The 24,569-nt window shown below is 60.8% G+C and carries 25 protein-coding genes; 21 read left to right on the top strand and 4 right to left on the bottom strand.

Going from position 1 to position 24,569, the window contains the following annotated elements:
* Positions 1 to 60: 60 nt before the first annotated feature.
* From lon to tgt, 3 genes are all read right to left on the bottom strand, one after another.
* Positions 61 to 2,472: an endopeptidase La gene (lon, locus tag HTT03_RS13430; RefSeq protein WP_174860277.1), complete on the bottom strand. Its 2,412-nt coding sequence runs from the start codon at positions 2,470 to 2,472 to the stop codon at positions 61 to 63.
* Between the two features lie 212 nt (positions 2,473 to 2,684).
* Positions 2,685 to 3,779 (bottom strand): alkene reductase, encoded by a 1,095-nt coding sequence (locus tag HTT03_RS13425; RefSeq protein ID WP_174860276.1) that lies wholly within the window; start codon positions 3,777 to 3,779, stop codon positions 2,685 to 2,687.
* A 95-nt stretch (positions 3,780 to 3,874) separates the two neighbouring features.
* Positions 3,875 to 5,002, bottom strand: a complete 1,128-nt coding sequence (gene tgt, locus HTT03_RS13420) for a tRNA guanosine(34) transglycosylase Tgt (RefSeq protein ID WP_174860275.1) — start codon at positions 5,000 to 5,002, stop codon at positions 3,875 to 3,877.
* A gap of 111 nt (positions 5,003 to 5,113) precedes the next feature.
* On the opposite strand from tgt, the gene HTT03_RS13415 reads away from it, so the two are divergent.
* From HTT03_RS13415 to tpiA, 10 genes are all read left to right on the top strand, one after another.
* A complete protein-coding gene (locus tag HTT03_RS13415) occupies positions 5,114 to 6,007 on the top strand; it encodes an SPFH domain-containing protein (RefSeq protein ID WP_425506319.1) in 894 nt (297 codons plus the stop codon).
* Positions 6,007 to 6,282, top strand: coding sequence for an NfeD family protein (locus HTT03_RS13410; protein ID WP_174860355.1), 276 nt, complete (start codon positions 6,007 to 6,009; stop codon positions 6,280 to 6,282). Before HTT03_RS13415 ends, HTT03_RS13410 begins: the two co-directional genes overlap by 1 nt.
* A 1-nt stretch (position 6,283) precedes the next feature.
* The gene (locus tag HTT03_RS13405) at positions 6,284 to 8,050 is read left to right on the top strand and encodes a mechanosensitive ion channel domain-containing protein (protein ID WP_174860273.1); all 1,767 of its coding nucleotides are present in this window, start codon (positions 6,284 to 6,286) and stop codon (positions 8,048 to 8,050) included.
* 61 nt (positions 8,051 to 8,111) lie between these two features.
* A complete protein-coding gene (rimK, locus tag HTT03_RS13400) occupies positions 8,112 to 9,494 on the top strand; it encodes a 30S ribosomal protein S6--L-glutamate ligase (RefSeq protein ID WP_174860272.1) in 1,383 nt (460 codons plus the stop codon).
* Positions 9,495 to 9,885: 391 nt separating this feature from the next.
* Positions 9,886 to 10,248 (top strand): SUF system Fe-S cluster assembly protein, encoded by a 363-nt coding sequence (locus tag HTT03_RS13395; protein ID WP_174860271.1) that lies wholly within the window; start codon positions 9,886 to 9,888, stop codon positions 10,246 to 10,248.
* A 199-nt stretch (positions 10,249 to 10,447) separates the two neighbouring features.
* Positions 10,448 to 11,659 (top strand): glycerophosphodiester phosphodiesterase family protein, encoded by a 1,212-nt coding sequence (locus HTT03_RS13390; protein ID WP_174860270.1) that lies wholly within the window; start codon positions 10,448 to 10,450, stop codon positions 11,657 to 11,659.
* Between the two features lie 106 nt (positions 11,660 to 11,765).
* Positions 11,766 to 12,371 (top strand): hypothetical protein, encoded by a 606-nt coding sequence (locus HTT03_RS13385; protein WP_174860269.1) that lies wholly within the window; start codon positions 11,766 to 11,768, stop codon positions 12,369 to 12,371.
* Positions 12,372 to 12,473: 102 nt separating this feature from the next.
* Positions 12,474 to 13,187, top strand: a complete 714-nt coding sequence (locus tag HTT03_RS13380; protein WP_174860268.1) for a DUF3307 domain-containing protein — start codon at positions 12,474 to 12,476, stop codon at positions 13,185 to 13,187.
* Between the two features lie 65 nt (positions 13,188 to 13,252).
* Complete coding sequence (locus tag HTT03_RS13375) at positions 13,253 to 13,615, top strand: HesB/IscA family protein (RefSeq protein WP_174860267.1); 363 nt, start codon at positions 13,253 to 13,255, stop codon at positions 13,613 to 13,615.
* Between the two features lie 75 nt (positions 13,616 to 13,690).
* A complete protein-coding gene (tpiA, locus tag HTT03_RS13370) occupies positions 13,691 to 14,440 on the top strand; it encodes a triose-phosphate isomerase (RefSeq protein ID WP_174860266.1) in 750 nt (249 codons plus the stop codon).
* A gap of 47 nt (positions 14,441 to 14,487) precedes the next feature.
* Here tpiA and HTT03_RS13365 read toward each other — a convergent pair whose 3' ends face one another.
* Positions 14,488 to 14,949 carry an Lrp/AsnC family transcriptional regulator gene (locus HTT03_RS13365; protein WP_007120312.1) on the bottom strand — a complete coding sequence of 154 codons (462 nt, stop codon included), beginning with the start codon at positions 14,947 to 14,949 and terminating at the stop codon, positions 14,488 to 14,490.
* 144 nt (positions 14,950 to 15,093) lie between these two features.
* On the opposite strand from HTT03_RS13365, the gene cysG reads away from it, so the two are divergent.
* The 11 genes from cysG to HTT03_RS13310 all read left to right on the top strand — a co-directional run bounded on the left by cysG (position 15,094) and on the right by HTT03_RS13310 (position 24,522).
* Positions 15,094 to 16,488: a siroheme synthase CysG gene (gene cysG / locus HTT03_RS13360; RefSeq protein ID WP_174860265.1), complete on the top strand. Its 1,395-nt coding sequence runs from the start codon at positions 15,094 to 15,096 to the stop codon at positions 16,486 to 16,488.
* A 1-nt stretch (position 16,489) separates the two neighbouring features.
* Positions 16,490 to 16,786, top strand: a complete 297-nt coding sequence (locus tag HTT03_RS13355; protein ID WP_174860264.1) for a DUF2849 domain-containing protein — start codon at positions 16,490 to 16,492, stop codon at positions 16,784 to 16,786.
* Entirely contained in the window at positions 16,786 to 18,462 is a 1,677-nt protein-coding gene (locus HTT03_RS13350) for a nitrite/sulfite reductase (protein WP_174860263.1), read from the top strand. The genes HTT03_RS13355 and HTT03_RS13350 overlap by 1 nt, the downstream gene beginning before the upstream one ends.
* Positions 18,452 to 19,243 carry a phosphoadenylyl-sulfate reductase gene (locus HTT03_RS13345; protein WP_174860262.1) on the top strand — a complete coding sequence of 264 codons (792 nt, stop codon included), beginning with the start codon at positions 18,452 to 18,454 and terminating at the stop codon, positions 19,241 to 19,243. Before HTT03_RS13350 ends, HTT03_RS13345 begins: the two co-directional genes overlap by 11 nt.
* Positions 19,240 to 19,641, top strand: coding sequence for a DUF934 domain-containing protein (locus HTT03_RS13340; RefSeq protein WP_174860261.1), 402 nt, complete (start codon positions 19,240 to 19,242; stop codon positions 19,639 to 19,641). Before HTT03_RS13345 ends, HTT03_RS13340 begins: the two co-directional genes overlap by 4 nt.
* 77 nt (positions 19,642 to 19,718) lie before the next feature.
* A complete protein-coding gene (locus HTT03_RS13335; protein ID WP_174860260.1) occupies positions 19,719 to 20,567 on the top strand; it encodes a ferredoxin--NADP reductase in 849 nt (282 codons plus the stop codon).
* Between the two features lie 188 nt (positions 20,568 to 20,755).
* Complete coding sequence (locus HTT03_RS13330; protein ID WP_174860259.1) at positions 20,756 to 21,016, top strand: pilus assembly protein PilZ; 261 nt, start codon at positions 20,756 to 20,758, stop codon at positions 21,014 to 21,016.
* Between the two features lie 51 nt (positions 21,017 to 21,067).
* Positions 21,068 to 21,721 (top strand): SDR family NAD(P)-dependent oxidoreductase, encoded by a 654-nt coding sequence (locus HTT03_RS13325; protein ID WP_174860258.1) that lies wholly within the window; start codon positions 21,068 to 21,070, stop codon positions 21,719 to 21,721.
* Between the two features lie 71 nt (positions 21,722 to 21,792).
* Positions 21,793 to 22,578, top strand: coding sequence for a 5'/3'-nucleotidase SurE (gene surE, locus HTT03_RS13320; RefSeq protein WP_174860257.1), 786 nt, complete (start codon positions 21,793 to 21,795; stop codon positions 22,576 to 22,578).
* Positions 22,575 to 23,231, top strand: a complete 657-nt coding sequence (locus tag HTT03_RS13315) for a protein-L-isoaspartate(D-aspartate) O-methyltransferase (protein ID WP_174860256.1) — start codon at positions 22,575 to 22,577, stop codon at positions 23,229 to 23,231. The genes surE and HTT03_RS13315 overlap by 4 nt, the downstream gene beginning before the upstream one ends.
* Positions 23,232 to 23,286: 55 nt before the next feature.
* Positions 23,287 to 24,522 carry a M23 family metallopeptidase gene (locus HTT03_RS13310; RefSeq protein ID WP_174860255.1) on the top strand — a complete coding sequence of 412 codons (1,236 nt, stop codon included), beginning with the start codon at positions 23,287 to 23,289 and terminating at the stop codon, positions 24,520 to 24,522.
* Positions 24,523 to 24,569: the final 47 nt, after the last annotated feature.

Below are 24,569 nucleotides of genomic sequence, written 5' to 3'. Positions count from 1 at the left end.
AGAAACGCAAAACGCGCGCTCCGAAGAGCGCGCGTTGTCGAGTGTAAAGATGGGCCAGCTTTAGTGCGTCGTAGCTGCATCGGCAGCGCCAGCGCGGGCTTTCATCGCGGCAGCCTCGGCGGCTTCTTGGGCGGCTTCGTCCCAATCGATCGCCTTGGGTTTGCTCACGAGCGCATGTTCCAGCACTTCCGAGACGTGATCGACCGGGATGATGGTCAGCCCTTCTTTCACGTTGTCCGGAATCTCCGGCAGGTCCTTCTCGTTCTCCTTGGGGATCAGCACCGTGGTGATGCCGCCGCGTAGAGCTGCGAGTAGTTTCTCTTTCAGCCCGCCAATCGGCATGGCGTTGCCGCGCAGAGAGACCTCGCCCGTCATGGCAATGTCACGCCGCACCGGGATCTGCGTCAGCACCGACACGATCGAGGTCACCATCGCCAAACCGGCCGAAGGGCCGTCCTTGGGTGTGGCCCCGTCCGGCACGTGAACGTGAATGTCCAACGTGTCAAACTTCGGCGGCTTGATCCCGATCTGAGGGCTGATCGAACGCACGTAAGAGCTTGCCGCGTCGATGCTTTCTTTCATCACATCGCCGAGCTTACCCGTCGTCTTCATCCGACCCTTACCTGGCAGACGCAGGGCTTCGATCTGCAACAGCTCACCACCGACGGAGGTATAGGCCAGCCCGGTCACAACACCGATCTGATCCTTCTCTTCCGCCAGGCCGTAGCGGTGCTTCCGAACACCAAGGAACTCCTCAAGGTTGTCGCCAGTAACGGTGACACTTTCGGCTTCCTTTTTCACGATCTTGGTCAGCGACTTACGCGCCACCTTGGCGATCTCACGCTCAAGATTCCGCACGCCAGCCTCGCGGGTGTAGTAACGGATCATACCAGTCAGGGCGGAGTCCTCGATCTTGAACTCCTTCTCCTTCAGGCCGTGGTTCTTGATCTGTTTGGCCACCAGATGATGCTTGGCGATCTCGCGCTTTTCATCCTCGGTGTAGCCGGAAAGCGGGATGATCTCCATCCGGTCCAGAAGCGGTCCGGGCATGTTGTAGCTGTTCGAGGTGGTCAGGAACATCACGTTCGACAGATCGTATTCCACCTCCAAGTAGTGGTCCACGAAGGTGCCGTTCTGTTCCGGATCAAGCACTTCGAGCATGGCCGAAGCCGGATCACCACGGAAGTCCTGCCCCATCTTGTCGATCTCGTCGAGCAGGATGAGCGGGTTCGTGGTTTTGGCCTTTTTCAGCGCCTGGATGATCTTGCCGGGCATGGAGCCGATATAGGTCCGGCGGTGGCCGCGAATCTCGCTCTCATCACGTACGCCGCCGAGCGAGATGCGAATGAACTCGCGCCCCGTGGCCTTGGCGACTGATTTGCCCAAAGATGTCTTACCGACGCCCGGAGGGCCGACGAGACACATGATCGGGCCTTTCATCTTGGTCGAGCGCTGCTGCACGGCGAGATACTCAACAATCCGCTCCTTGACCTTTTCGAGGCCATAGTGGTCGTCATCAAGCACCTTCTGCGCCTTGCCCAAGTCTTTCTTAACGCGCGACTTCACGCCCCACGGGATCGACAGCATCCAGTCGAGGTAGTTGCGCACAACAGTGGCTTCGGCAGACATCGGGCTCATGTTCTTGAGCTTTTTGATCTCAGCCTCGGCCTTCTCACGCGCTTCCTTGCTTAGTTTGGTCTCGGCCACGCGGGCTTCAAGCTCGGCCACTTCGTTCTTGCCGTCTTCGCCGTCGCCCAACTCGTGCTGAATGGCCTTCATCTGCTCATTCAGATAGTACTCGCGCTGCGTGCGCTCCATCTGGGATTTGACGCGGGTCTTGATCTTCTTCTCGACCTGCAAGACGGACATTTCGCCCTGCATCAGGCCGTAGACCTTCTCAAGACGCTCGGAAATGCTCAGCGTTTCCAGCAAGTCCTGCTTTTGCTCGACTTCAATGCCGAGGTGGCCTGCCACGAGGTCGGCCAGACGCGCAGGCTCGGCGCTTTCGCCTACGGCAGCGAGCGCTTCTTCGGGGACGTTTTTCTTGACCTTGGCATAACGCTCAAACTCATCCGCCACAGTGCGCAGCAGTGCTTGCGTGGTGGCGGCATCGCCCGGCATTTCGGTCAGATACTCGGCACGCGCTTCAAAGAAGCTGTCGTTGTCGAGGTATTCAGTGATGCGCACGCGTGCTTGACCTTCGACCAGCACTTTGACCGTGCCGTCGGGCAGTTTCAGCAGTTGCAGAACATTGGCCAGCACGCCAGCCTTAAAGATACCAGAGGTATCGGGATCATCCTCGCCGGGGTCCACTTGGCTCGACAGCAGAATCTGCTTGTCGTCGGCCATGACCTCTTCCAACGCGCGGACGGATTTATCGCGTCCGACGAAAAGCGGCACGATCATATGGGGAAACACGACGATGTCGCGCAGCGGAAGCACCGGGTAGGATGCGTTCAGTGGCTCTAACATGCTCAATTCCTTATCTTAGCAAGACATTCCGGCCCCTGTTCTAGGCAGCCCTTGATGTCTCCTTTTCTGGACAGGATATGTGTGCATCCCGCCCGCCTGTTTCAATCCCCTTGCGGGTTTAAGGTCGCTATCATCGCGCTTCAGCACGGTAGAGGCAAGCGCGGGATTGGCCCATTTTATACCATTCCCAGCGCTCTTTGTTAACGTCTCGCTTATGCGGTCGTGGTTTCCAGTGCTGGATAGTCAGTGAAGCCTTCGCGACCACCGCCGTAGTAGGTGCTGCTATCGCCCTCATTCAGCGGCCCGTTCATCTGCCAGCGGCGCGGCAGATCGGGGTTGGCGATAAAGGGACGTCCGACAGCGATGAGGTCGGCTTCACCCTTCGCCACAGCTTCAATCGCCATATCGCGGTCATAACCATTGTTCGCCATGTAAGGCCCGCCAAAGAGCTTGCGCAGCGCCTTGATGCTCTCATTTTCGGCCAATTCACGCGATCCGCCGGTGGCCCCTTCGACAAGGTGCAGATAGGCCAGATCATAGCGGTTCAGCCCTTTGACGACATATTCAAAGGTCTCTTGCGGGTTGGCGTCGCTAATGCCATTGGCGGGAGAGAAGGGCGAAAGGCGCAGGCCCACGCGGGGGCCGCCCCAGACCTCGGTCACAGCATCAAGCACCTCAAACAACAGGCGCGCGCGATTTTCCACACTGCCGCCATAGGCATCGTCGCGGTGGTTGCTGCCGGTCTTGAGGAATTGGTCCAGCAGGTAGCCATTGGCGCCATGTACCTCGACCCCATCAAAGCCCGCTTTCTTGGCCATCTTTGCCGCATGAACAAAGTCCGCGACCACGCGGGGCAGCTCGTCCAGTTTCAGCGCACGCGGCTCAGACGTGTCCTCGAACCCGTTGGTGGTAAAGGTCTTTACCTCCGCCGCAATGGCTGAAGGGGCCACGGGCTGGGCGTTACCCGGTTGCAAAGATGTATGGCTGATCCGCCCCACGTGCCAGAGTTGCAGGACAATCTTGCCACCCTCTTTATGTACCGCGTCTGTCACTTTGCGCCAAGCCGCGACTTGGCCCTCAGTATGGATGCCCGGCGTCTGGAAATAGCCTTTGCCCTCTGGGCTGATCTGGGTCGCCTCGGTGATTATGATCCCCGCCCCTGCCCGCTGGCGGTAATAGTCGACGTGCATCTCAGCCACTTCGCCGGTGTCGTTGTCCGCCCGGTTGCGCGTCAGCGGTGCCATGACCAAACGGTTGTCGGCTTCAATCTCACCGGCGGTAAAAGGGGTAAATAGCTTTTCGGTCATATCTGGGCCTTTCGTTGCTTTGTTCTGTAGAAAGCACCTAAGACCCTGCCGGGTTGCAGCAAGGATCGTCTGACACAATTCCGCGTGAGAATCCGCTAGAGCGGGTCGATATCGCCCTGTTCGCGCCCGGCGTGGAAATCTGCCTGCCATTGGGTGAACCGCCCCGTCGCGATGGCTTCGCGCATGCCGGCCATGATATCCTGATAGTATTGCAGGTTGTGCCATGTCAGCAGCATGGACGAGATGATCTCTTGGCTGCGGAAGACATGGTGCAGATAGGCGCGGGAGTAGTTCTGGCAGGCCGGGCAACTGCAATTCTCATCCAGCGGGCGCGGATCGTCCTGATGTCGCGCGTTCTTGATATTGAGCACGCCCAGGCGGGTAAAGACCTGCCCCGTGCGGCCGGAGCGGGACGGCAGTACACAATCCATCATATCGATGCCCCGCGCCACAGCGCCGACGATGTCGTCCGGCTTGCCGACCCCCATCAGGTAGCGAGGTTTATCCTCGGGCAGCATATCGGTCGAGAAATCGAGCGTGGAGAACATCGCCTCCTGCCCCTCGCCTACTGCGAGCCCGCCCACGGCATAGCCATCAAAGCCAATCTCGCGCAGCGCCTCGGCGCTCTCGGCACGGAAGTCTTGCTCCAGCCCGCCCTGCTGGATGCCAAAGAGCATATGCCCCGGACGGTCGCCAAAAGCCTCGCGGCTGCGTTTCGCCCAGCGCATCGACAGGCGCATGCTCTCCGCAATGCGGGCGCGGTCGGCAGGCAGTGCGGGACATTCGTCGAAACACATGACGATGTCAGAGCCCAGTAGCTCTTGAATTTCCATCGAGCGTTCAGGGGTGATCTCGTGTTTGGACCCGTCGATATGGCTTTTGAACGTCACGCCGCGCTCGGTCAGCTTGCGCAACCCGGCAAGGCTCATCACCTGAAAGCCGCCCGAGTCCGTCAGAATTGGCTTTTCCCAATTCATAAACTTGTGCAGCCCACCAAGCTTCGCCACACGCTCCGCCGTGGGGCGCAGCATCAGATGGTAAGTATTCCCCAGCAGAATATCCGCACCGGTCGAGGCGACGCTTTCCGGCATCATCGCCTTCACGGTGGCCGCTGTGCCAACGGGCATAAAGGCAGGCGTGCGGATCTCGCCACGCGGGGTCGTAATGACGCCGCTGCGTGCCTTGCCGTCCTGCGCGTGTTTGGTGAATCCGGTGCTGGTCATAGTCTGGCCCTCTCTGGCTGCGACTGGGGCGATAAACCAGTGGCGTGAAACATGCAATAAAGGTAAAATACGGGGAATTGCACGAAGTTATACCCTTAAAGGATGAATGTCTTGGACATCGAAACCATATTGATCGGCCTGCTGGAACACAATTTGGCGTTGCTGCTACTGGCACTGTTGGTCGTGATCTTGATCCTCAAATCGGTCAAGATCGTCCCACAGTCCGAACAGCATGTGATCGAACGCTTTGGCCGGTTGCGCGCGGTCTTGGGGCCGGGGATCAATATGATCGTGCCCTTCATCGACAATGTTGCGCATAAAATCTCAATCCTTGAGCGGCAGTTGCCTACTGCGAGCCAAGACGCCATCACCCGCGACAACGTGCTGGTGCAAGTGGATACCTCGGTCTTTTACCGCATCACTGAGCCGGAAAAGACTGTTTATCGCATCCGCGATGTGGACAGTGCGATCTCCACCACCGTGGCCGGCATCGTCCGGGCCGAGATCGGCAAGATGGATCTTGATGAAGTGCAGGCCAACCGCAGCCAACTCATCACCACGATCAAAGCGAGCGTCGAGGATGCGGTGGACTCTTGGGGCATCGAAGTGACTCGCGCGGAAATCCTTGACGTGAACCTCGACGCCGCCACGCGCGCGGCCATGATGCAGCAACTAAACGCCGAACGCGCCCGACGCGCACAGGTAACCGAAGCCGAGGGCAGCAAACGCGCTGTGGAACTCGCGGCCGAGGCCGAGCTTTATGCCTCGGAACAAACAGCCAAAGCGCGGCGGGTGCTTGCGGATGCTGAAGCCTACGCCACACAGGTTGTCGCCACGGCGATCAATGAAAACGGGTTGGCCGCGGCGCAGTATCAAATTGCGTTGAAACAGGTCGATGCGCTTAACGCGATGGGCAAAGGGTCGGGCAACCAGACGATCGTCGTCCCAGCACAAGCGCTTGAGGCCTTTGGCGATGCCTTTAAACTGTTGAAAGGCAAAGGATGATGGCGGGGTGGCTGACACTTTGGTGGGTTTGGCTCTGCGCCGCTTTACTGCTTGGCGTGGTCGAACTGCTGCTGCCCGGTTCGATCTTTCTCGGCTTCGCTTTGGGCGCTTTTGCGATGGCTGTGGTTGTCGCGTTGTTCGCGCCGATGCATGTGGCGGGCCTGCTCGCGCTTTTTGCGGTGCTGTCACTGGTCGCATGGATTGGCCTGCGCCTTGCCTTTCGCCGCCAGTCCAGCGGGGCGCGGATCGTCACGCGCGACATTAACGAGAACTGATGTGGCCTTGGCGCTGAACCGCTCCAAGATGACGCGCGTAGCCTTGACCTCTCTGAACCCCCGCTACATTCGGCAGACCATGTTGCGCCTGTCTGCCCTCCCGCGCCCCTTAGCGCTTTTTTCCCGATTGCTGGGCGTGATGCTGCTGGCCGTCTCCCTGCTCATCGGCGCCGCCGTTGGACAGGCACAGGAGAAATGGTTCGAGACCACTGAGTTGAACCCCGGCCTGCCGCCTGCGCCAAACACGCTCGACCGTGGCACGCCTATGGCCGCCGTAGAGAGCTTTATGTACCTGACCAGCAAGGGCCACTATAGCGATGCGGCGCATATCCTTGATCTCTCTGATCTGCCGCAAGGCAACCAAGCCGCCCTTGGGGCCGAACGGGCCTTTCAACTCGCCGTTCTGATGGAGCGCAAGGTGGTCGTGCCTTGGAGCAAACTGGCCGACCGTCCCGATGGCTGGCTGTCCGGCTCTTCTGAAGACAACGATACCGGGCGCGTGCGCCGTTCGGTGTTGATCGACAGGTTGGAACTTGGCGGGCATGACGTGCCTTTGCGGCTCAACCGGGTAAAACCGGGCAAAGATGCAGAACCCGTCTGGGTATTCTCGCGCCAGAGCGTGGACAACATCCCGCCGCTCCACGCAAAATACGGGCCGACTGATATCGAAACCGTCCTGCCTGAATGGCTGCGCGGACGGGCCTTTTGGGGCATGTATCTTTGGGAAGTGCTGTTTCTGCCGATCCTACTGACCGGGGCGTTGATTGCGGGCTGGTTCGCCTTTGGCTTCATGCGCCGTTTGGGCGAAGCTGTGAAACCCCGCTGGCTGCGCTTTATGCTGCGGTCCTTCCGCTGGCCTGCCGCCATCGTCCTTTGTGCGGCAATTATCGGCATTGCGACCAGTCGCGTGCTGGTGGTGTCTGGCCTGATTGATGCGGTGCTTAGCCCGATTTTGCTCATCGCCTATGTGACCGCCGCTACGCTGGCCATCGTCTTTACCTTTGACGAAATCTTTGACCGGATCAGCCCCAACAACGCCTATGAACTGGCCGACCCGATGAATGCGCATATGCGCTCCATCGCCACCACCATCGCGGCCGCCCGCAAAGGGGTGATCGTGATTGCGGTGCTGGTGGCCTCGGGTGTGATCCTTGTCTCGATCAACGCTGACAACTCCCTTGGCCTGTCGATCCTCGCCTCTGCCGGGGCGCTGACGATCATCCTGGGTTTCGCCGCGCGGGAGGTGTTGGGCAATATCCTCGCCTCGGTACAGATCGCACTGAACCGCTCGGCACGGATTGGCGATCAGCTGATCTTTGAGGGGCATTTCTGCACGGTTGAGCGTATCCATTTCACCTATGTTCAGCTGATGAACTGGGATGGCACGCGCCTCATTGTGCCGGTCGCTTATTTCGTCTCTGACGCTTTTGAGAACTGGTCGATTGAGGATCATGCCATGGTGCGGCCCATCATCTTGACGCTCGCGCAGACTGCCGATGTGCAAGCGCTGCGTCATGAGTTCTTCAACCTGCTCGCCAAAGAAGACCCCGATGATGTCACCCCGATGAGCAAGGCCAAAGTGCATGTGTTGGAGCAAGACGCCTTTGGCATTAAGGTCCGGTTTGAAGTGCCAACAGACAATGCGGCCACCTTCTGGGACATCGAATGCCGCGTGCGCGAAGGGCTTTTGGCCGCCGCCGCCAAGATGGAAGAAGAGGGCAAGCGCATGTTGCCCCCCGTCCCTGCGGATATGGGCAAACCGGGCTAAGCGCCGCTTGTAGCGCTGCGGCGCGCAGGGTAGGCACGAGAACAATCAAAAGGAGCGGGCAATGGATAAACTGACATTTGGCTGGGAAGAATGGATCGCCCTGCCCGATCTGGGCCTGCCCGCGATCAAGGCCAAAGTCGACACCGGCGCGCGCACTTCCGCACTGCATGCCCATGACATTGAGGTCTTTGGCCCCGCGTCAAAACCCAAGGTGCGCTTTAACGTGCATCCCATCGCCGGGCGCGAAGACATTGCCATCACCTGCTCTGCCCCCATCGTTGACCGCCGCGAAGTGACTTCGTCCAACGGCGAATCCGAACAGCGGTTTGTTATTACCACCACATTGGAAGTCGGCGGCCAAAGCTGGCCCATTGACGTGACGCTGACCAATCGCGCCGGCATGACCAGCCGCATGTTGCTGGGTCGCCAAGCGCTGACGGAACATATTAACATCTCTGCCACTGAGCGGCGTTTGCAGCCTGATCTGAACTATGACGTTTACCACACCGCGAGCCTGCGCTCCAAAGCGCCTCAACGTGCCCTGCGGATCGCGGTGCTGAGCCGGGAGGATAACTATTCAACCCGCCGCTTGGTCGAGGTTGGCGAAGCGCGTGGCCATGTCGTTGAGGTCATCGACACCACGCGCTGCTATATGGCGATCAACCAACTGGCGCCCGAAGTGCATTACGACGGCAAACGCCTGCCTCGCTATGACGCCGTAATCCCTCGCATTGGCGCGTCGATCACCCCTTATGGCACCGCCGTGATCCGCCAGTTTGAGACCATCGGCACCTATTGCGTTAACGGCTCTGCCGGAATCACCGCCAGCCGCGACAAGCTGCACGCGCATCAGGTGCTGGCGGCCAAGAAGATCGGCATGCCCACCACCGCTTTCGCGGCCTCGCCCAAGGACACCAGCAACCTCATGGCATTGGTGGGCACCGCGCCGCTGATTGTGAAACTGCTGGAATCGACGCAAGGCAAGGGCGTCGTCTTGGCCGAAACCAAAAAGGCTGCCGAAAGTGTCATTGACGCCTTCCGCGGCCTGCGGGCCAACTTTCTCGTGCAGGATTTTGTGAAAGAAGCGGCGGGCGAGGACATTCGCTGCCTTGTGGTGGCGGGCAAAGTCGTCGCCTCCATGAAGCGCACCGGGGCGGAGGGAGACTTCCGATCCAACCTGCACCGGGGCGGGTCGGCCAAGGTCGTGCGCATCTCCAAAGAGGAACGTGACACCGCTGTTCGGGCCGCGCGCGCCTTTGGGCTGGGCATCAGCGGCGTTGATCTGCTGCGCTCGGAAAGCGGGCCAAAGGTGCTTGAGGTGAACTCTTCACCGGGGTTTGAAGGGATCGAGAAAGCCACCGGCAAGGACATCGTCGGCAAGGTCTATGACGAGATCGAAGCCCGCGTCAAACCGCAACCCGCCCGGCGACGCAGAACCGGCTGAAGCGGTTCGCCGGCTGTGCGGTCTGTCCCGGCTCCGTATAGATACCACCTGCCCGCAAGCTGAACGCGGGCCGGTGACGTTTGCTCCGGCTGAAGGCGTGTCTTTCGCGGTTTTATTGTTGCGCTGGACTACTTACAAAGGGCTGCGCAGCGATCCACGCGAGCCGACTGTTGCTACATCTGCGGCGCACACATCGTGGTACTGATGCGAGGTGACTTCTCCTAACTTGCCGTGGATGATGGAATCGTCTCCTACGAACAGGGCGCGTATCCTGAGCGCTTCAAAGCCGAGGACCGCAACGGTGTCGCACCTGACTGCTGTCGCCGACCGCCACTTTACGCCCGCGCCCGCAATCCCTATATAAAACGTCGAGAATGATGCGAGGCAAGAGATGACCGACCAGACCCAACCGCTTGAGGGGACGCCTTTGATTGCGCCCTCTACCACCGATCATCCGCTGTATGAGCAGGTCGTCGAGGCTTGTCGCTCGGTTTATGACCCGGAGATTCCGGTGAATATTTATGAGCTTGGCTTGATCTACACCATCGACATCAACGCCGAGAATGAAGTCGACATCAAGATGTCGCTCACTGCACCGGGCTGCCCCGTTGCTGGTGAAATGCCGGGTTGGGTTGCCGATGCAGTAGAGCCCATCGCCGGGGTCAAACAGGTCAATGTAGCGCTGGTGTGGGAGCCGCCCTGGGGCATGGACATGATGTCTGACGAGGCCCGGCTTGAACTGGGGTTCATGTAAGCTCGCAGGCTTATTTACCAATGCTGCATTGCAGAAAAATGCTTGGAGATCAGCAACTTGCTGACCCCGCGCAATCGGCGCCTTTCCGCCGATTGCGCTAACAGACCAGTCTTCATTTGACTGAAATCAATCTGTCGTGAAACCGTTACGCAGTGTCGCCATCAAGGCAACGGAATATCTTTCACGAATGGATTGAACTATGCGCAGACTCGTATCTCTTACCGCCTTGGCGCTCGCGCCCACATTGGCCCTTGCCGAAAGCCATGCCTCCGCGACCCCGGTCGAATACGGCCCGCGCCCGGCCTATCTGGTGGATAAACTGCCCGACGGTGATTTGAAGACCAAATTGGCCAGTTGTATCGGCCAAGATGCCTTAAAGACCGACTTTTCCATCGGTCACCGCGGCGCCCCGCTGATGTTTCCCGAGCATACAAAGAAATCCAACGTGGCTGCCGCGCGTATGGGCGCTGGCATTTTGGAATGTGACGTGACCTTTACCGCTGACCACGAATTGGTCTGCCGCCACGCACAGAACGATCTGCACACGACGACCAATATTCTGGTCTCTGATCTGGCCGAGAAATGCACCACCGGCTTTACCCCGGCATCGGGCGACACACCCGCCAGCGCCGAATGCCGCACCTCTGACCTGACGCTTGCAGAATTCCGTACGCTGACGCCTAAAATGGACAGTGCGGACAAGACCGCCACCACCGCCGAAGACTATCAAGGCGGCGTAGCCCCCTTCCGCACCCAGCTTTATTCGGACAAGGCCGATCTGATGACTCACAAAGAGTCGATCGAACTGTTCAAATCGCTCGGCGCCAAGTTCACACCTGAGCTGAAATCCCCCTCCGTTGAGATGCCCCACGATGGCTTCTCGCAGGAAGACTACGCGCAGAAGCTTGTTGATGAGTATAAGGAAGCCGGTGTCCCCGCCTCGGATGTCTGGGCACAGTCCTTCAACCTTGATGACGTGCTGTATTGGATCAAAGCTGAACCGGAATTCGGCAAACAAGCGGTCTATCTGGTGGAATGGAGCGATGGCTTCGACGAACAGAACCCTGAGACATGGAAAGAGGATTTCGCCAGCCTTAAAGAGCAGGGCGTGAACTACCTTGCCCCCTCGCTCAATATGCTCCTGACTAGCAAAGACGGCGCATTGGCTGCGTCGGACTATGCGAAAGCCGCCAAGGAAGCGGGACTGGAACTGATCGCATGGACATTGGAACGCTCCGGCCCACTGGCGTCGGGTGGCGGCTGGTACTTCCAATCGGTCAGCGATGTGATCAAGGACGACAGTGATTACCTCGTGGCGCTTGACGTATTGGCACAGGATGCAGGCGTGGTCGGGGTGTTCTCCGACTGGCCAGCGACCACGACATTCTACGCCAACTGCATGGGCCTCTGATCGCCCCTAGCGTAGGACGAACCTCAGGGCCGCTCGATTTCGAGCGGCCCTTTGCCTTGCATGGGTTTGCCCATCCTGCAACATTGCGAAAAACAAAGGGCGTTGCATGCAAGACTGGGCGATTTTCACAGGCGACATCGTAAAATCCAGCGCCATGACCCGGGCCGGGCTCAACGCGGTCTTTGACCGTTTGCAAGACGCTGCAGAAGCAATTGCCCAGTGGCAGGATGCGCCCGCTTATCTAACCCGGTTTCGCGGCGATGGCTGGCAATTGGCGGTCCGCCCCGGTTTGACCTTTCGCGCCGCGCTCACCCTACGCGCTGCTGTGCGCCGGGGAGACAAGACTGCCGACACCCGCATCGCCATAGGCATCGGGCAAGCGCATCTCGCGGGCAGCACCCTCGCCGATGCGGACGGTGACGCGCTGGTGGCCTCTGGCCATGCGCTCGACACCATGCCGCGCAACCGCCGCTTCAGCGCCCCCGCAGCACCTCTCGCCCTGCGTTGCGCCCTGCCCTTGGCCGACAGGCTCGCGACAGGTTGGACCCAGCGTCAGGCTGAAGTCACCTATTATATGCTCGCCCCCGACCGGCCCGTTCAGACCGCCTTGGCCGAACGCTTAGCCCTCACCCAGCAGAGTGTTCAGGGCCATGTCGAGGCAGCAGGCGTAGACGAAGTGCTGGAAATTTGTGAAATGCTGGAAAGCACGTAGGATACCCTATGACATTCCCCCATTTTACAAAACAGCCAATGAAACCTGTAATAGCGAATTACAGCCAATTTAACCTGTATACGAGTGGCGTGGATTGCAGCTATGTCTGATCCGTTTATCGCCACTGGCCTCGCCTGCCTCACGGCCCATATGCTTGCGGATTTCATCTTTCAGCCTGATTGGATGGTTGCTCAAAAACGCCGCCCCGGCATCCTTCTGCTGCACGCGATCATCGTCTTTGTCCTTACCGCCATCGCTTTGGGCGGTAGCCTCATGCTCGCCGCCGCAGTCGGGCTTGCCCATTTGACCATCGATGCCGTCAAGGTCTATGCGACGCCGCCTAGCCACCGCGACCGGCTTTGGCCCTATCTTGGCGATCAAAGCGCACACTTAATTACCATCGCCCTCGCGGCCTACCTCATGCCGGAAGCGTTTTCTCGCGGGGTCTGGGCCGAACATACGCAAGACCTCCTTACCCCGATGGCGCTGTTAATCGGCTTGATTGCCGCCACTTTTGCCGGTGGCCCCGCCGTGGGCGGATTGATGGCCCGCTACAAAGCGCAGGCGCAGCCAGACGGGTTGGACAATGCGGGCCGGATCATTGGCCTGCTCGAACGCGCATTGATCTATCTCATGGTGATGGTGGGTGACCCCATCGGCATCGGCTTTTTGATTGCTGCCAAATCCATTCTGAGGTTCGACACGGCCTCGCAAAGCCGCGAGATCAGCGAATATGTGATTATCGGCACGCTCGCCTCCTTTGGCTGGGCGCTTACCATAGCCTTTGCCACGCAATCCCTGATCACTTTGCTCTGATATTTCTCCAACCCGCTTGAGATCGACGCCTCCGCCCCCTATCTTGCAGCCATAGGAGATTACTCATGTTTGGCATTCCCGGTAAGCAAGCCGTTAACCTGACCCCAAAAGCCGCAGCCCAGATTGCAAAGCTTATGCAATCTGCGGGCCATGCTGGCCTGCGCATCGGCGTGAAGAAGGGTGGCTGCGCCGGCATGGAATATACCATGGACTATGTGGAAGAGACCGATCCCAACGACGAAGTCGTCGAACAAGACGGCGCGCGCGTGATGATCGCGCCCATGGCGCAGATGTTCCTCTTTGGGACCGAGATCGACTATGAGACCACGCTGCTCGAATCCGGCTTCAAGTTCCGCAACCCCAATGTGACCGAGGCTTGCGGCTGCGGCGAATCCATCAAGTTTGACGAAAGCCTCGGCGCGAAGTGATCGTGGCGGCGGCCTTGACGAAAGCCGCCGGTCCTGCGAACCCCTTGTAAGGTTTAACAGATCAGGACGGACCCGATGCGCCCTAAAATCGCCGCCGGCAACTGGAAGATGAACGGCACCGCCGCCGCCCTCAGTGAACTCGACGCTTTGAGCAGGGCGCTGCCCGAAAACCCGCCGCAGGTGGTGATTTGCCCCCCCAGCCCGCTGCTCTTTCGCGCGACCGACGCAGTCCATGGCTGCCCCATCCAGATCGGTGCACAGGACTGCCATGCCGAAGCATCTGGCGCGCACACCGGCGACATCTCGGCGACCATGATTGCTGACACCGGTGCCACCCATGTCATCCTCGGCCATTCCGAGCGCCGCGACGCTTATCGCGAGACTGACGCCGATGTGCGGGCCAAAGCCCAAGCCGCATGGGGCGCGGGCCTTACCGCCATCATCTGCATTGGCGAGAGCGACGCCCAGCGAGAGGCTGGCGAAACACTCCAAGTTATCGGCGCCCAACTCGACGGGTCACTGCCCGACGGTGCGACTGCCGAAAACACCGTCATCGCCTATGAACCGATCTGGGCCATCGGCACGGGCAAGGTACCAAGCATCGCACAAATCACTGAGGTCCACGACTTCATCCGCGAGCGGCTGGCCGCTCGCTTTGGCGCCGAGATCAGTGATGCCCTGCCTCTGCTTTACGGTGGCTCGGTGAAAGCTGCCAACGCTGCTGAGATTTTCGCGGTCGAGAATGTCGATGGTGCGCTCGTCGGTGGCGCGAGCCTCAAGGCCGATGATTTCGCGCCCATCCTCACAGCCCTCGCGCAGAGCTAAACCCTTCTTCAGCAAGGCGCGGGCCAACTGCCATGGCCTGCCCCCCCTTAAAGCGGCAGCATCGTCGTCGACTTGATCTCTTCCATCGACAACAATGCCGTAACATTGTGCACCTTCACCTCTGAAATCAGCGCCTGGTAGAACACATCATAGGCCCGCGCATTTTTGACCCGTACCTTGAGAATATAATCAATATCCCCCGCCAGACGGTGCGCCTCTTGCACCTCTGGGCGATCCTGTAGCGCCTTCAAGAACGCCGCCTGCCAAGCCGCCTCATGCTCTGACGTGCGGATCAAAACAAAGAAGCAGGCCTCAAAACCAAGCGCTTCGGAATCCAGCACCACGGTCTGCTGACCGATCACACCGGCCTCGCGCAGTTTGCGAATGCGATTCCACACCGGGGTCTTTGATGACCCCACTTCACGCGCAATATCGTCCAGCGACTGGCTCGCATCGCGTTGCAGCTGCGCTAAAATCTTCCGGTCAGTCTCATCTATTCGGACAGTCATTCTACTCTCTCTTACCCTCATGGGACGTCTGTTTCGCCAATCGTGCCGAACAGAACAAACGTCCTTATATCCACCGCTATATAGCCATTTACGGGGAATATTTCCTATATAGAGGGGCAAGTCAAATCAGAAACAGGGCGCCCCATGGACCATTTCCCCATCTTCCTCGCCACCCGTGGCCAACGGATCGTCCTTTCCGGCGGCGGTGAAGCCGCATTGGCCAAGCTGCGCCTCCTGCTCAAGACCTCGGCCGAACTGGTGGTTTTTGCCACCGCCCCTGATCCCCAGATCGAACACTGGGCTGCGGAGGGCCGTTTGACCCTGCACCGCCGCCCCATGACAGCCGGCGATGCACAGGGCGCCAAGCTCTTCTATGCTGCTGATGAGAATGCGCGGACGGACGCCCAGACCGCCGCCTTGGCAGAGGCCGATGGCGCGCTGGTCAACATCGTGGACAACCTGCACGACAGCGCCTTTATCACCCCCGCGATCGTGGACCGCGACCCCGTCACCGTGGCCATCGGCACCGAAGGCGCCGCCCCCGTCCTCGCCCGCGCCATCAAAGCCGACCTCGAAGAGCGCCTGCCTGCCACTCTCGGCCCGCTCACCCGCATCGGCAAAGGTTTTCGCAAGCTGGCGGACGCCCTGCCGATGGGCCGCCCCCGCCGTGATTTCTGGCGCGACTACTATTTCACCACCGGACCCCGCGCCATGGCCGAAGGCACTGAAGCGCTGCGTCCCGCGCTCGATGATCTGCTCCACACCCACCTGACCCGCGAGGCCCGCCCCGGCCATGTCGCCTTTGTCGGCGGTGGGCCGGGCGACCCGGAGCTGCTGACCCTCAAGGCCCGCCGTGCGCTGGATGAAGCCGATGTAGTGATCTACGACCGTCTGATCACCCCTGCGATCCTCGAACTCGCCCGCCGCGAAGCGCTGATGATCGACGTCGGCAAAGAGGGTTTCGGCCCCTCCACCAGCCAAGACCATATCAACGCGCTCTTGGTCGAACATGCGCAAGCCGGCGCTCAGGTCGTGCGACTGAAATCCGGTGACGCCACCGTCTTTGGCCGCCTCGACGAAGAGATCGACGCGGTGAATGCCCATAATATCGGCTGGCACATCGTACCGGGCATTACGGCGGCCTCCGCCGCTGTCGCAAGCATCGGCCAAAGCCTGACCAAGCGCGACCGCAACACCTCTGTGCGCTTCCTGACAGGCCACGACATGAAAGGCTTTGCCGATCACGACTGGGCCGCGCTTGCCCGTCCCGGGGAAGTTGCTGCGATCTACATGGGCAAGAAATCCGCCCGTTTCGTCCAAGGCCGCCTGCTGATGCATGGCGCCGACCGCCACACGCCCGTCACCGTGATCGAGAACGCCTCCCGCCCCAATCAACGGGTGCTGTCCACCACGCTCGACACCTTGCCGCGCGATCTGGCCGATGCCGAGATGACCGGCCCCGCGCTCACCTTCTACGGCCTCGCCCCCCGCGCTGCCGCACAAGCTGCCAATGAAACCCCGCTAGAGGAGCTGGCCTGACATGCCCAAGCCTTTCACCCCCAAGGTCATCACCGCCAACGCGCTGCTCGAAGGCGATGTCGTCTATCAAACTGCCACAGGCTGGACCCGTCACCTCGCTGAAGCCGAAGTCCTCACTGATGAAGCCGACGCCGATCTGCGCCTGATCGACGCGCTGACCCAGCAGGATTTGGTCGTAGGCGTCTACCTCGCCGATGTGGCCCCCGACGCGGGTGGCCCCCGCCCCACCCACTTCCGCGAAGAGTTCCGCGCCAAAGGCCCGTCGAACTACGCCCACGGCAAACAGGAGACCGTCTGATGTACAGCTACACCGAATTCGACGACAAATTCCTCGCCGAGCGCAACGCCCAGTTCCGCGCCCAAGTCGAGCGCCGCATCGACGGCTCGCTCACCGAGGATGAGTTCAAACCCCTGCGCCTGATGAACGGCCTCTACCTGCAACTGCACGCCTATATGCTGCGGGTGGCGATCCCCTATGGCACGCTCAACAGCGCCCAGATGGACCAACTCGCCTATATCGCCGAGCGGTGGGACAAGGGCTACGGCCACTTCACCACGCGTCAGAACATCCAGTACAACTGGCCCGAGCTGCGCGACGTGCCCGATATGCTCGACGCGCTGGCGGAGGTGAAGCTGCATGCGATCCAGACCTCCGGCAACACGATCCGCAACGTGACGGCGGACCATTTCGCCGGGGCCGCCGCCGATGAGGTCGCAGACCCCCGCCCCGTGGCCGAGCTGATCCGCCAATGGTCCACCGACCACCCGGAATTCCAGTTCCTGCCGCGCAAGTTCAAGGTCGCCGTCACCGGCGCCGCCGCCGACCGTGCGGTGATCAAGGCCCATGACATCGGGCTGCGCATCGTTGAGCGTGACGGCCAACAGGGGTCCGAAGTCATCGTCGGCGGCGGCCTCGGCCGCACGCCCATGATCGGCAAGGTGCTCTACGACTTCGTCAGCGCCGAAGACCTGCTGCCCACGCTCGAAGCCATCGTCAGCGTCTACAACGTGCTGGGCCGCCGCGACAATAAATACAAAGCGCGGATCAAGATCACCGTCCACGAAAACGGCATCGAAGACATCCGCGCCCGCGTCGACGCGCAATACGCCCTGATCCGCAGCCAGTTCACCGGTGTCGACCAGCAAATGCTGTCTCGCATTGAAGCCGATTTCGCAGCACCTGAGTTCAAGACCGCCTCCCTCGCGGCCTACGAATCCGCTTACACGAACGACCCTGTCTTCCGCGCCTGGGCCGACACCAACCTCGCCCAGCACCGCGCGCCGGGCTACGCCATCGTCTCAATCAGCCTCAAAGCCCACGGCGCCACGCCGGGCGACGCGACGGCAGACCAGATGCGCGTGATGGCCGACCTCGCCCGCCGCTTTGGCCATGACGAGCTGCGCATCAGCCACGAGCAGAACGTGATCCTGCCCCATGTTCACCGCAGCGACCTGCCCGAATTGCACGCGGCTCTGAAAGAGGCCAAACTCGCCACCGCCAACATCGGCCTGATCTCGGACATCATCGCCTGCCCCGGCATGGACTATTGCGCGCTGGCCACGGCGCGTTCCATCCCCATCGCGCAAGAGATCGCCACCCGCTTCGACGAGCTGAAGCTGGAGCATGACGTCGGCCCGCTCAAAATTAAAATCTCCGGCTGCATCAACGCCTGCGGCCACCACCATGTGGGACATATCGGCATTCTCGGTCTCGACCGCGCGGGCGTGGAAAACTACCAGATCACCCTCGGCGGCGACGGCACCGAAGACGCCACCCTGGGCACCCGCACTGGCCCCGGCTTTTCCGCCGATGCCATCGTGCCGGCCATCGAACGGCTGGTGCTAGGGTATCTCAACCTGCGCAACGACCCATCCGAGACCTTCTTGCAAACCTACCGCCGCCTCGGCCCCGCGCCGTTCAAAGCGGTGCTCTACCCCGAAGCGGCGGAGAAGGATCGGGCCGATGCCGCTTGATACCCCTGAACTTCATCCTTTCTCAAATACCGCTGCACCGCCCTCCGAGGCGCTGCACGCGGTCGAGGAAAAGGTGAAGCATCTCAACACCGCCCTACGCCATCACGGCGCAACGGATGTGATTCGCCGCGCCTATGACGAGATCGATCGCCTCACGCTCGTCTCCAGCTTCGGCGCGGAGTCCGTGGCGCTGTTGCACCTCGCAGCGATGGTCTCGCGCGATATCCCGGTGCTCTTCATCGACACTGAAATGCTGTTTGCGGAAACGCTGGTGTACCAACAAGAACTTTGCGAACGCCTCGGCCTGCGCAATGTCACTACTCTGCGCAGCGCAGAAATCGCTGCGCAGGATCCGGATGGCACCCTGCATCAATATGACACCGACGCCTGCTGCGCCCTGCGCAAAACGCGGCCCTTGCAAAACGCGTTAGCAGGCCACGACGGCTGGATCACCGGGCGCAAGCGCTTTCAATCCGGCAGCCGTGCGGCGTTGGAGTTCTTTGAAGTCGAAACCCCCGAAGACGGCACCGCCCCGCGCATCAAGGTGAATCCCTTGGCCTATTGGGCGACGTCAGACGTGGCCGATTACATCACTGAAAACCGCCTGCCGCGTCATCCCTTGGTGGCCAAGGGCTACCCCTCGATCGGCTGCGCGCCCTGCACCTCGCCTGTCGCACCGGGCGAAGACCCCCGCGCCGGGCGTTGGCGCGATCAGTCCAAAGAAGAATGCGGCATTCATTTTGTGAACGGCAAAGTGGTCCGAACAGGAGACAAGACATGAGCACCCTCGTAACCGACGCAGGCTTCGCCGCAGATGACTGGCCACACGGCTATTGCCAGCCGGGCGCAGCCAACGACTGCCGTGCCATTGATCTGCCCTCAGACACGGACGCCCATACGGTGACCCTCACCCCGGCGTTGGAAATGATCCGCGTCGACTTCCCGTCCTTCGCGGATGGGCGCGGCTTTACCATCGCCCGTACTTTGCGTTTGCGCGGCTACACCGGCCGGCTGCGGGCGCGGGGGCATGTTTTGGCGGACCAATACGCCATGGCGCGGCGGTCAGGCTTTGACGAGGTAGAGATTGACGACGACCTCGCCGCACGTCAGCCGGAAAACCAGTGGCTGGCCCGCGCGGATTGGCAGGCGCATAATTATCAGGCCCGCCTGCGCGGCTAACCCTAAAGGGCGCATTGATTGCCCTCACCCTTTTCATGACATAAGTAGAGGCCGCAAACCGATTTGCGGAAACCCATATGACCGAGCAGAGCAAAGTGAACCAGACCGCCGCCAAGCCCGTCCCAACGCTGCCGGACGCTCAAACAGTGACCGCCGTGACCCATTGGACGGACCAGTTGTTTTCGTTCCGCGTGTCGCGTCCCGCGAGTCTGCGCTTCCGCTCGGGCGAGTTCGTGATGATCGGCCTGATGGGCGACCCGCACCCCGAGACCGGCAAACAAAAACCGCTCCTGCGCGCCTATTCTATCGCCTCGCCCGCGTGGGACGATGAGCTGGAGTTTTACTCGATCAAAGTGCAAGACGGTCCGCTGACCTCGAAACTGCAACACATCCAACCCGGCGATCAGATCATCCTGCGGCCCAAGCCGGTGGGTACGCTGGTGCATGACGCGCTGCTGCCCGGCGACCGGCTGTGGATGTTCGCCACCGGCACCGGCTTTGCGCCCTTCGCGAGCCTTCTGCGCGAGCCTGAGACCTATGAGAAATTCGACGAGGTTATCGTCACCCATACCTGCCGCGATGTGGCGGAACTGGCGTATGGCCGTGAGCTCATCGAAGGACTGAAGGCAGATGAGCTGATGCAAGAGCTAATCGGCTCTGAGAACCTCGCCAAGATTCGCTATTACCCGACCACCACCCGCGAAGAGAGCTCTAAGATGGGTCGGATCACAAATCTCTTGCAAGACGGCACTGTGTTCAAAGATCTGGGTCTGCCCCAGATCAATGCCGCTCACGACCGTGCTATGGTCTGCGGCAGCTTGGGCTTCAACAAGGATATTATGCATATTCTCGAAGGCTTTGGCCTGACCGAGGGTGCCAACTCCGATCCCCAGCATTTCGTTGTCGAAAAGGCTTTTGTCGGCTGAACAGATTTAACGCTTGGTAAAGGCCGCAACGTCACTGTTCGCGCAGTCGGCGTTGCTTTGCCGATGCTCTGGCAGAACCCTGCGCACTCAAATCTCACCCCCTTTCGCCGCAGTGCGGCAAGGGTTAGCTGACGCCTGTAGCGCGGGGGACGCCGCGCGAAATTGCAATTACAGGCGAAAGGCAAATCATGGCAAACACTGGGACCCCGACCCCCAAGAAAGTGACCGATTTGGCAACTGAAAAAGCTGACCTGTCGCGCACCGCTCTGATTGGTGTTTTTGGCAGCGAAGCGACACCGGGCGCGTTGATCCGCGAAAATGGTGGCAAGATTTCCCGCGTCAAAGTGGGCGACCAAGTGGCAGGCGGCGTGGTCGCGGCCATTGGCGAAGGCGCATTGGTGCTTTCCAGCCGCAGCGGCAACAAAGTGCTGCGCTTGCCCAAGGGCTAAGTCCAGCCGCGCCCTCTTGACCTGCCGCGCTGCGCGGTGCACATCGCGGACATGAGCAAAACAGCATTGATCACCGGCGCCTCGCGCGGCCTTGGCGCGGCCTTGGCCGAGGCTTTGGCCCCCACCCATCACATCATCGCCGTCGGTCGCACGACCGGCGCGCTTGAGGAGTTGGACGACCGGATTCAGGCCAAGGGCGGCAGCGCCACGCTTGCGCCAATGGATGTGACCAACGCTGATGCGATGGCTGTCTTGTGCCGCGGAATTCACGACCGCTGGGGCAGTCTTGATCTGTGGCTTCATTGCGCGATCCATGCGGCCCCCCTGACCCCGACGGACCACATCGACAGCAAAGATTTCGACAAATCCATTGCGGGCAATGTCACCGCCACGGCGCGGTTGATTTCCTTCGTCTCGCCGCTCTTGGGTGCCAATGGCCAAGCGGTGTTCTTTGACGACCCCCGCGCGGGCGCCAAGTTCTTTGGCAGCTATGGTGCCACCAAAGCGGCACAGATCGCGTTGGCCACCTCTTGGCAAGCCGAGACCGCGCAGATCGGCCCCAAGGTCCATATCATCACGCCCGAGCCCATGCCCACCGCGACCCGAGGCCGGTTCTTTCCCGGTGAGGACCGCGCAGCGCTCAGCGATCCCGCAACGCAGGCCGCTGCGGTATTGGCGCAACTGTCGAAAAACTCTGCCACCTGAACCGGGCGGCATCGGCGCGCCGCGCTTGCCGCCGGTCCGCCCCTCGCCTATCAAGGCAAAAAGGGGCTTTCATGCGTATTTTGATCACAAATGACGACGGCATCAACGCACCGGGGTTGACCGTACTCAAAGCCATCGCCGACGAATTGGCCGGACCGAATGGCGAGGTTTGGACGGTGGCACCCGCTTTTGAACAGTCCGGCGTGGGCCATTGCATCAGCTACACCAAACCGATGATGGTCTCGCAACTGGGCGACCGGGTGTTCGCGGCTGAGGGGTCTCCGGCGGATTGCGTGCTTGCCGCGATCCACGATGCCATGACCGCCGCTCCCCCTGATCTGGTGTTATCGGGCGTGAACCGGGGCAATAACGCTGCAGAAAACGCGCTTTATTCCGGGACGCTCGGCGGGGCGATGGAAGCCGCGTTGCAGGGTCTGCCTGCCATCGCTCTGTCGCAATACTACGGCCCGGCGAACAACGAGTTGTCCGACCCGTTTGAGGCTGCGGCCCAATACGGGGCCGAGACCTGCCGCCGCATCCTTGAGCATAGCCCCTCTGAGGACGCATCTTACGGGCTGTTCTATAACGTGAACTTCCCCCCTGTTGCAGGCGCCGATGTGCGCGGTATTCGCCTTGCCCCCCAAGGCCGCCGCCCCGGCACCGGCTTTTCGACCGAAGCGCATCTGTCGCCTTCCGGCCGCCGTTTCCTTTGGATCAAGGGCGGCGACCAGCGCGTTCAAACTGCACCGGGGACAGACGCCTGTCTGAACCTTGACGGCTATGTCTCCGTCACGCCGATGCGCTGCGATTTGACGGATCATGCGGCGCTTGAGACATTGGCAGGCATTAACGGATGAACGAAGAGCCCATCTCTGAAGCGGAACGCAAGATGCAGTTCCTCTACGCGCTACGCTCCAAGGGCGTGACCGATGGGCGCGTGCTTACAGCGATGGAAGCGATTGACCGAGGGCCATTCATCCGGGGCCTCTTTGCCAGCCGGGCCTATGAGGACATGCCGCTCCCGATTGCCTGCGGGCAGACCATCAGCCAACCCTCCGTTGTGGGGCTGATGAGCCAAGCGCTTCAGGTCTCTTCGCGCGATAAGGTGCTCGAAATTGGCACCGGTTCGGGCTATCAGGCCGCGATCCTCAGCAAGCTGGCACGCCGGGTCTATACCATCGACCGCCACCGTCGCTTGGTGCAAGAGGCCCGCGGCGTGTTTGAGGCGATGAACCTCACCAATATCACCGCGATCACTGCGGATGGCAGCTTTGGGCTTGCCGAACAGGCCCCCTTTGACCGTATCATCGTTACCGCCGCCGCCGAAGACCCGCCCGGCCCGCTGCTGGCGCAGCTCAAGGTTGGTGGCATCATGGTCTTGCCCGTGGGCCAATCTGATACGGTGCAACACCTTATTCGTGTGCGAAAGACCGCCGAAGGTCTGGAATACGATGAATTGCGCGCCGTGCGTTTTGTCCCCCTGCTGGAAGGTTTGGGCAAGGACGGTTAATAGGTTAGACAGACAACGCCCCATTCGACATGGGGGCGAAGATGAGGACTTGCAGATGCGCCACCCCTTCCTGCGCCGCCAGACGCGGCTGACCCTTCTGGCCGGAACCAGTGTGATTTTGCTGGCCGGTTGCGAAAACCAGCCGCTGGACTTTGACATGCGCAGCACCTTTGGCGATGGCTTTTCGACCGCTGAAGCTGCGCGTGGTCCCTTGGCGGATCGGCCCAAACCCGATGCGCGGGGGGTGATTTCCTATCCTAACTATCAGGTGGCAGTGGCGCGGAGCGGTGACACGCTCAAGGATGTGGCCGCCCGCGTTGGTGCGGACAGCAATGAGTTGTCGCGCTACAATGGCATCGACGTCGATGTGCCGCTGCGTCAGGGCGAAATCATCGCCCTGCCCCGCCGCGTGGCCGAACCTGCGCCCAGCAGCACAGGCGGAGGCGGTGTTGATATCACGTCGCTTGCCGGAAATGCGATTGACCGGGTCCCCGCGACACCCGGCGTGCAGACCCAAGGGCTGCCACCGGCCAAGACCAGCACCCCGGCTGCGCAGCCTGCGGCGCCTGCAAGCAAGGAACCTGTGCGCCACCGTGTTGAGCGGGGCGAGACTGCCTATACCGTCGCGCGGCTTTATAACGTGCCCGTCAAAGCGCTGGCCGAATGGAACGGGCTGGGGCCAGACTTTGCCATCCGCGAAGGGCAGTTCCTGTTGATCCCGGTAGAAAAGCAAGCGCCACCGCGCCAACCGGCCCCCGCCAAACCGGCACCGCAGCCCGCTCCGCCCGTCACCACAGCACCCGGCGCGGGCTCGCCAACGCCCATGCCGCCGTCCGCAGCCAAGCCGCTGCCGCAAGACGAGACAGCCAAACCAACGCCGCCCGCCCCTGCTCCGACCACGCCTGTGGCCGATGTTGGCAAGCCCACAGCCCCTGCTAAGACCACCAAGATGACCCCACCAGTTCAGGGCTCGATCATCCGGGAATATGCGAAGGGCAAGAACGAGGGCATCAACATCAAAGGTGCGCCGGGTGGCGCGGTGAAAGCCGCTGACAGCGGCACAGTGGCCGCCATCACCAAAAGCGCGGATGGAATTCCCATTGTTGTGGTGCGCCATGCCAACAACCTGCTGACGGTCTATGCGAATGTGGCTGATGTGAAGGTCGCCAAAGGCGACAGCGTCAGCCGCGGACAGCAGATCGCCGCGCTGAGGGGCGGCGCGGAATCGCATGTGCATTTCGAAGTGCGCAACGGGTTTGAGAGCGTCGATCCGACGCCCTATATCCAGTAATCTGATCACGAGAAGGCGGCGTTTTGGCAGAAAGCCGGGGCGCCGCC

Source organism: Sulfitobacter maritimus (assembly GCF_013346665.1).
Classification (GTDB): Bacteria; Pseudomonadota; Alphaproteobacteria; order Rhodobacterales; family Rhodobacteraceae; genus Sulfitobacter; species Sulfitobacter maritimus.
Note: the sequence above shows the minus strand (reverse complement) of the source record. Positions and strands in the feature narration are given on the sequence as shown.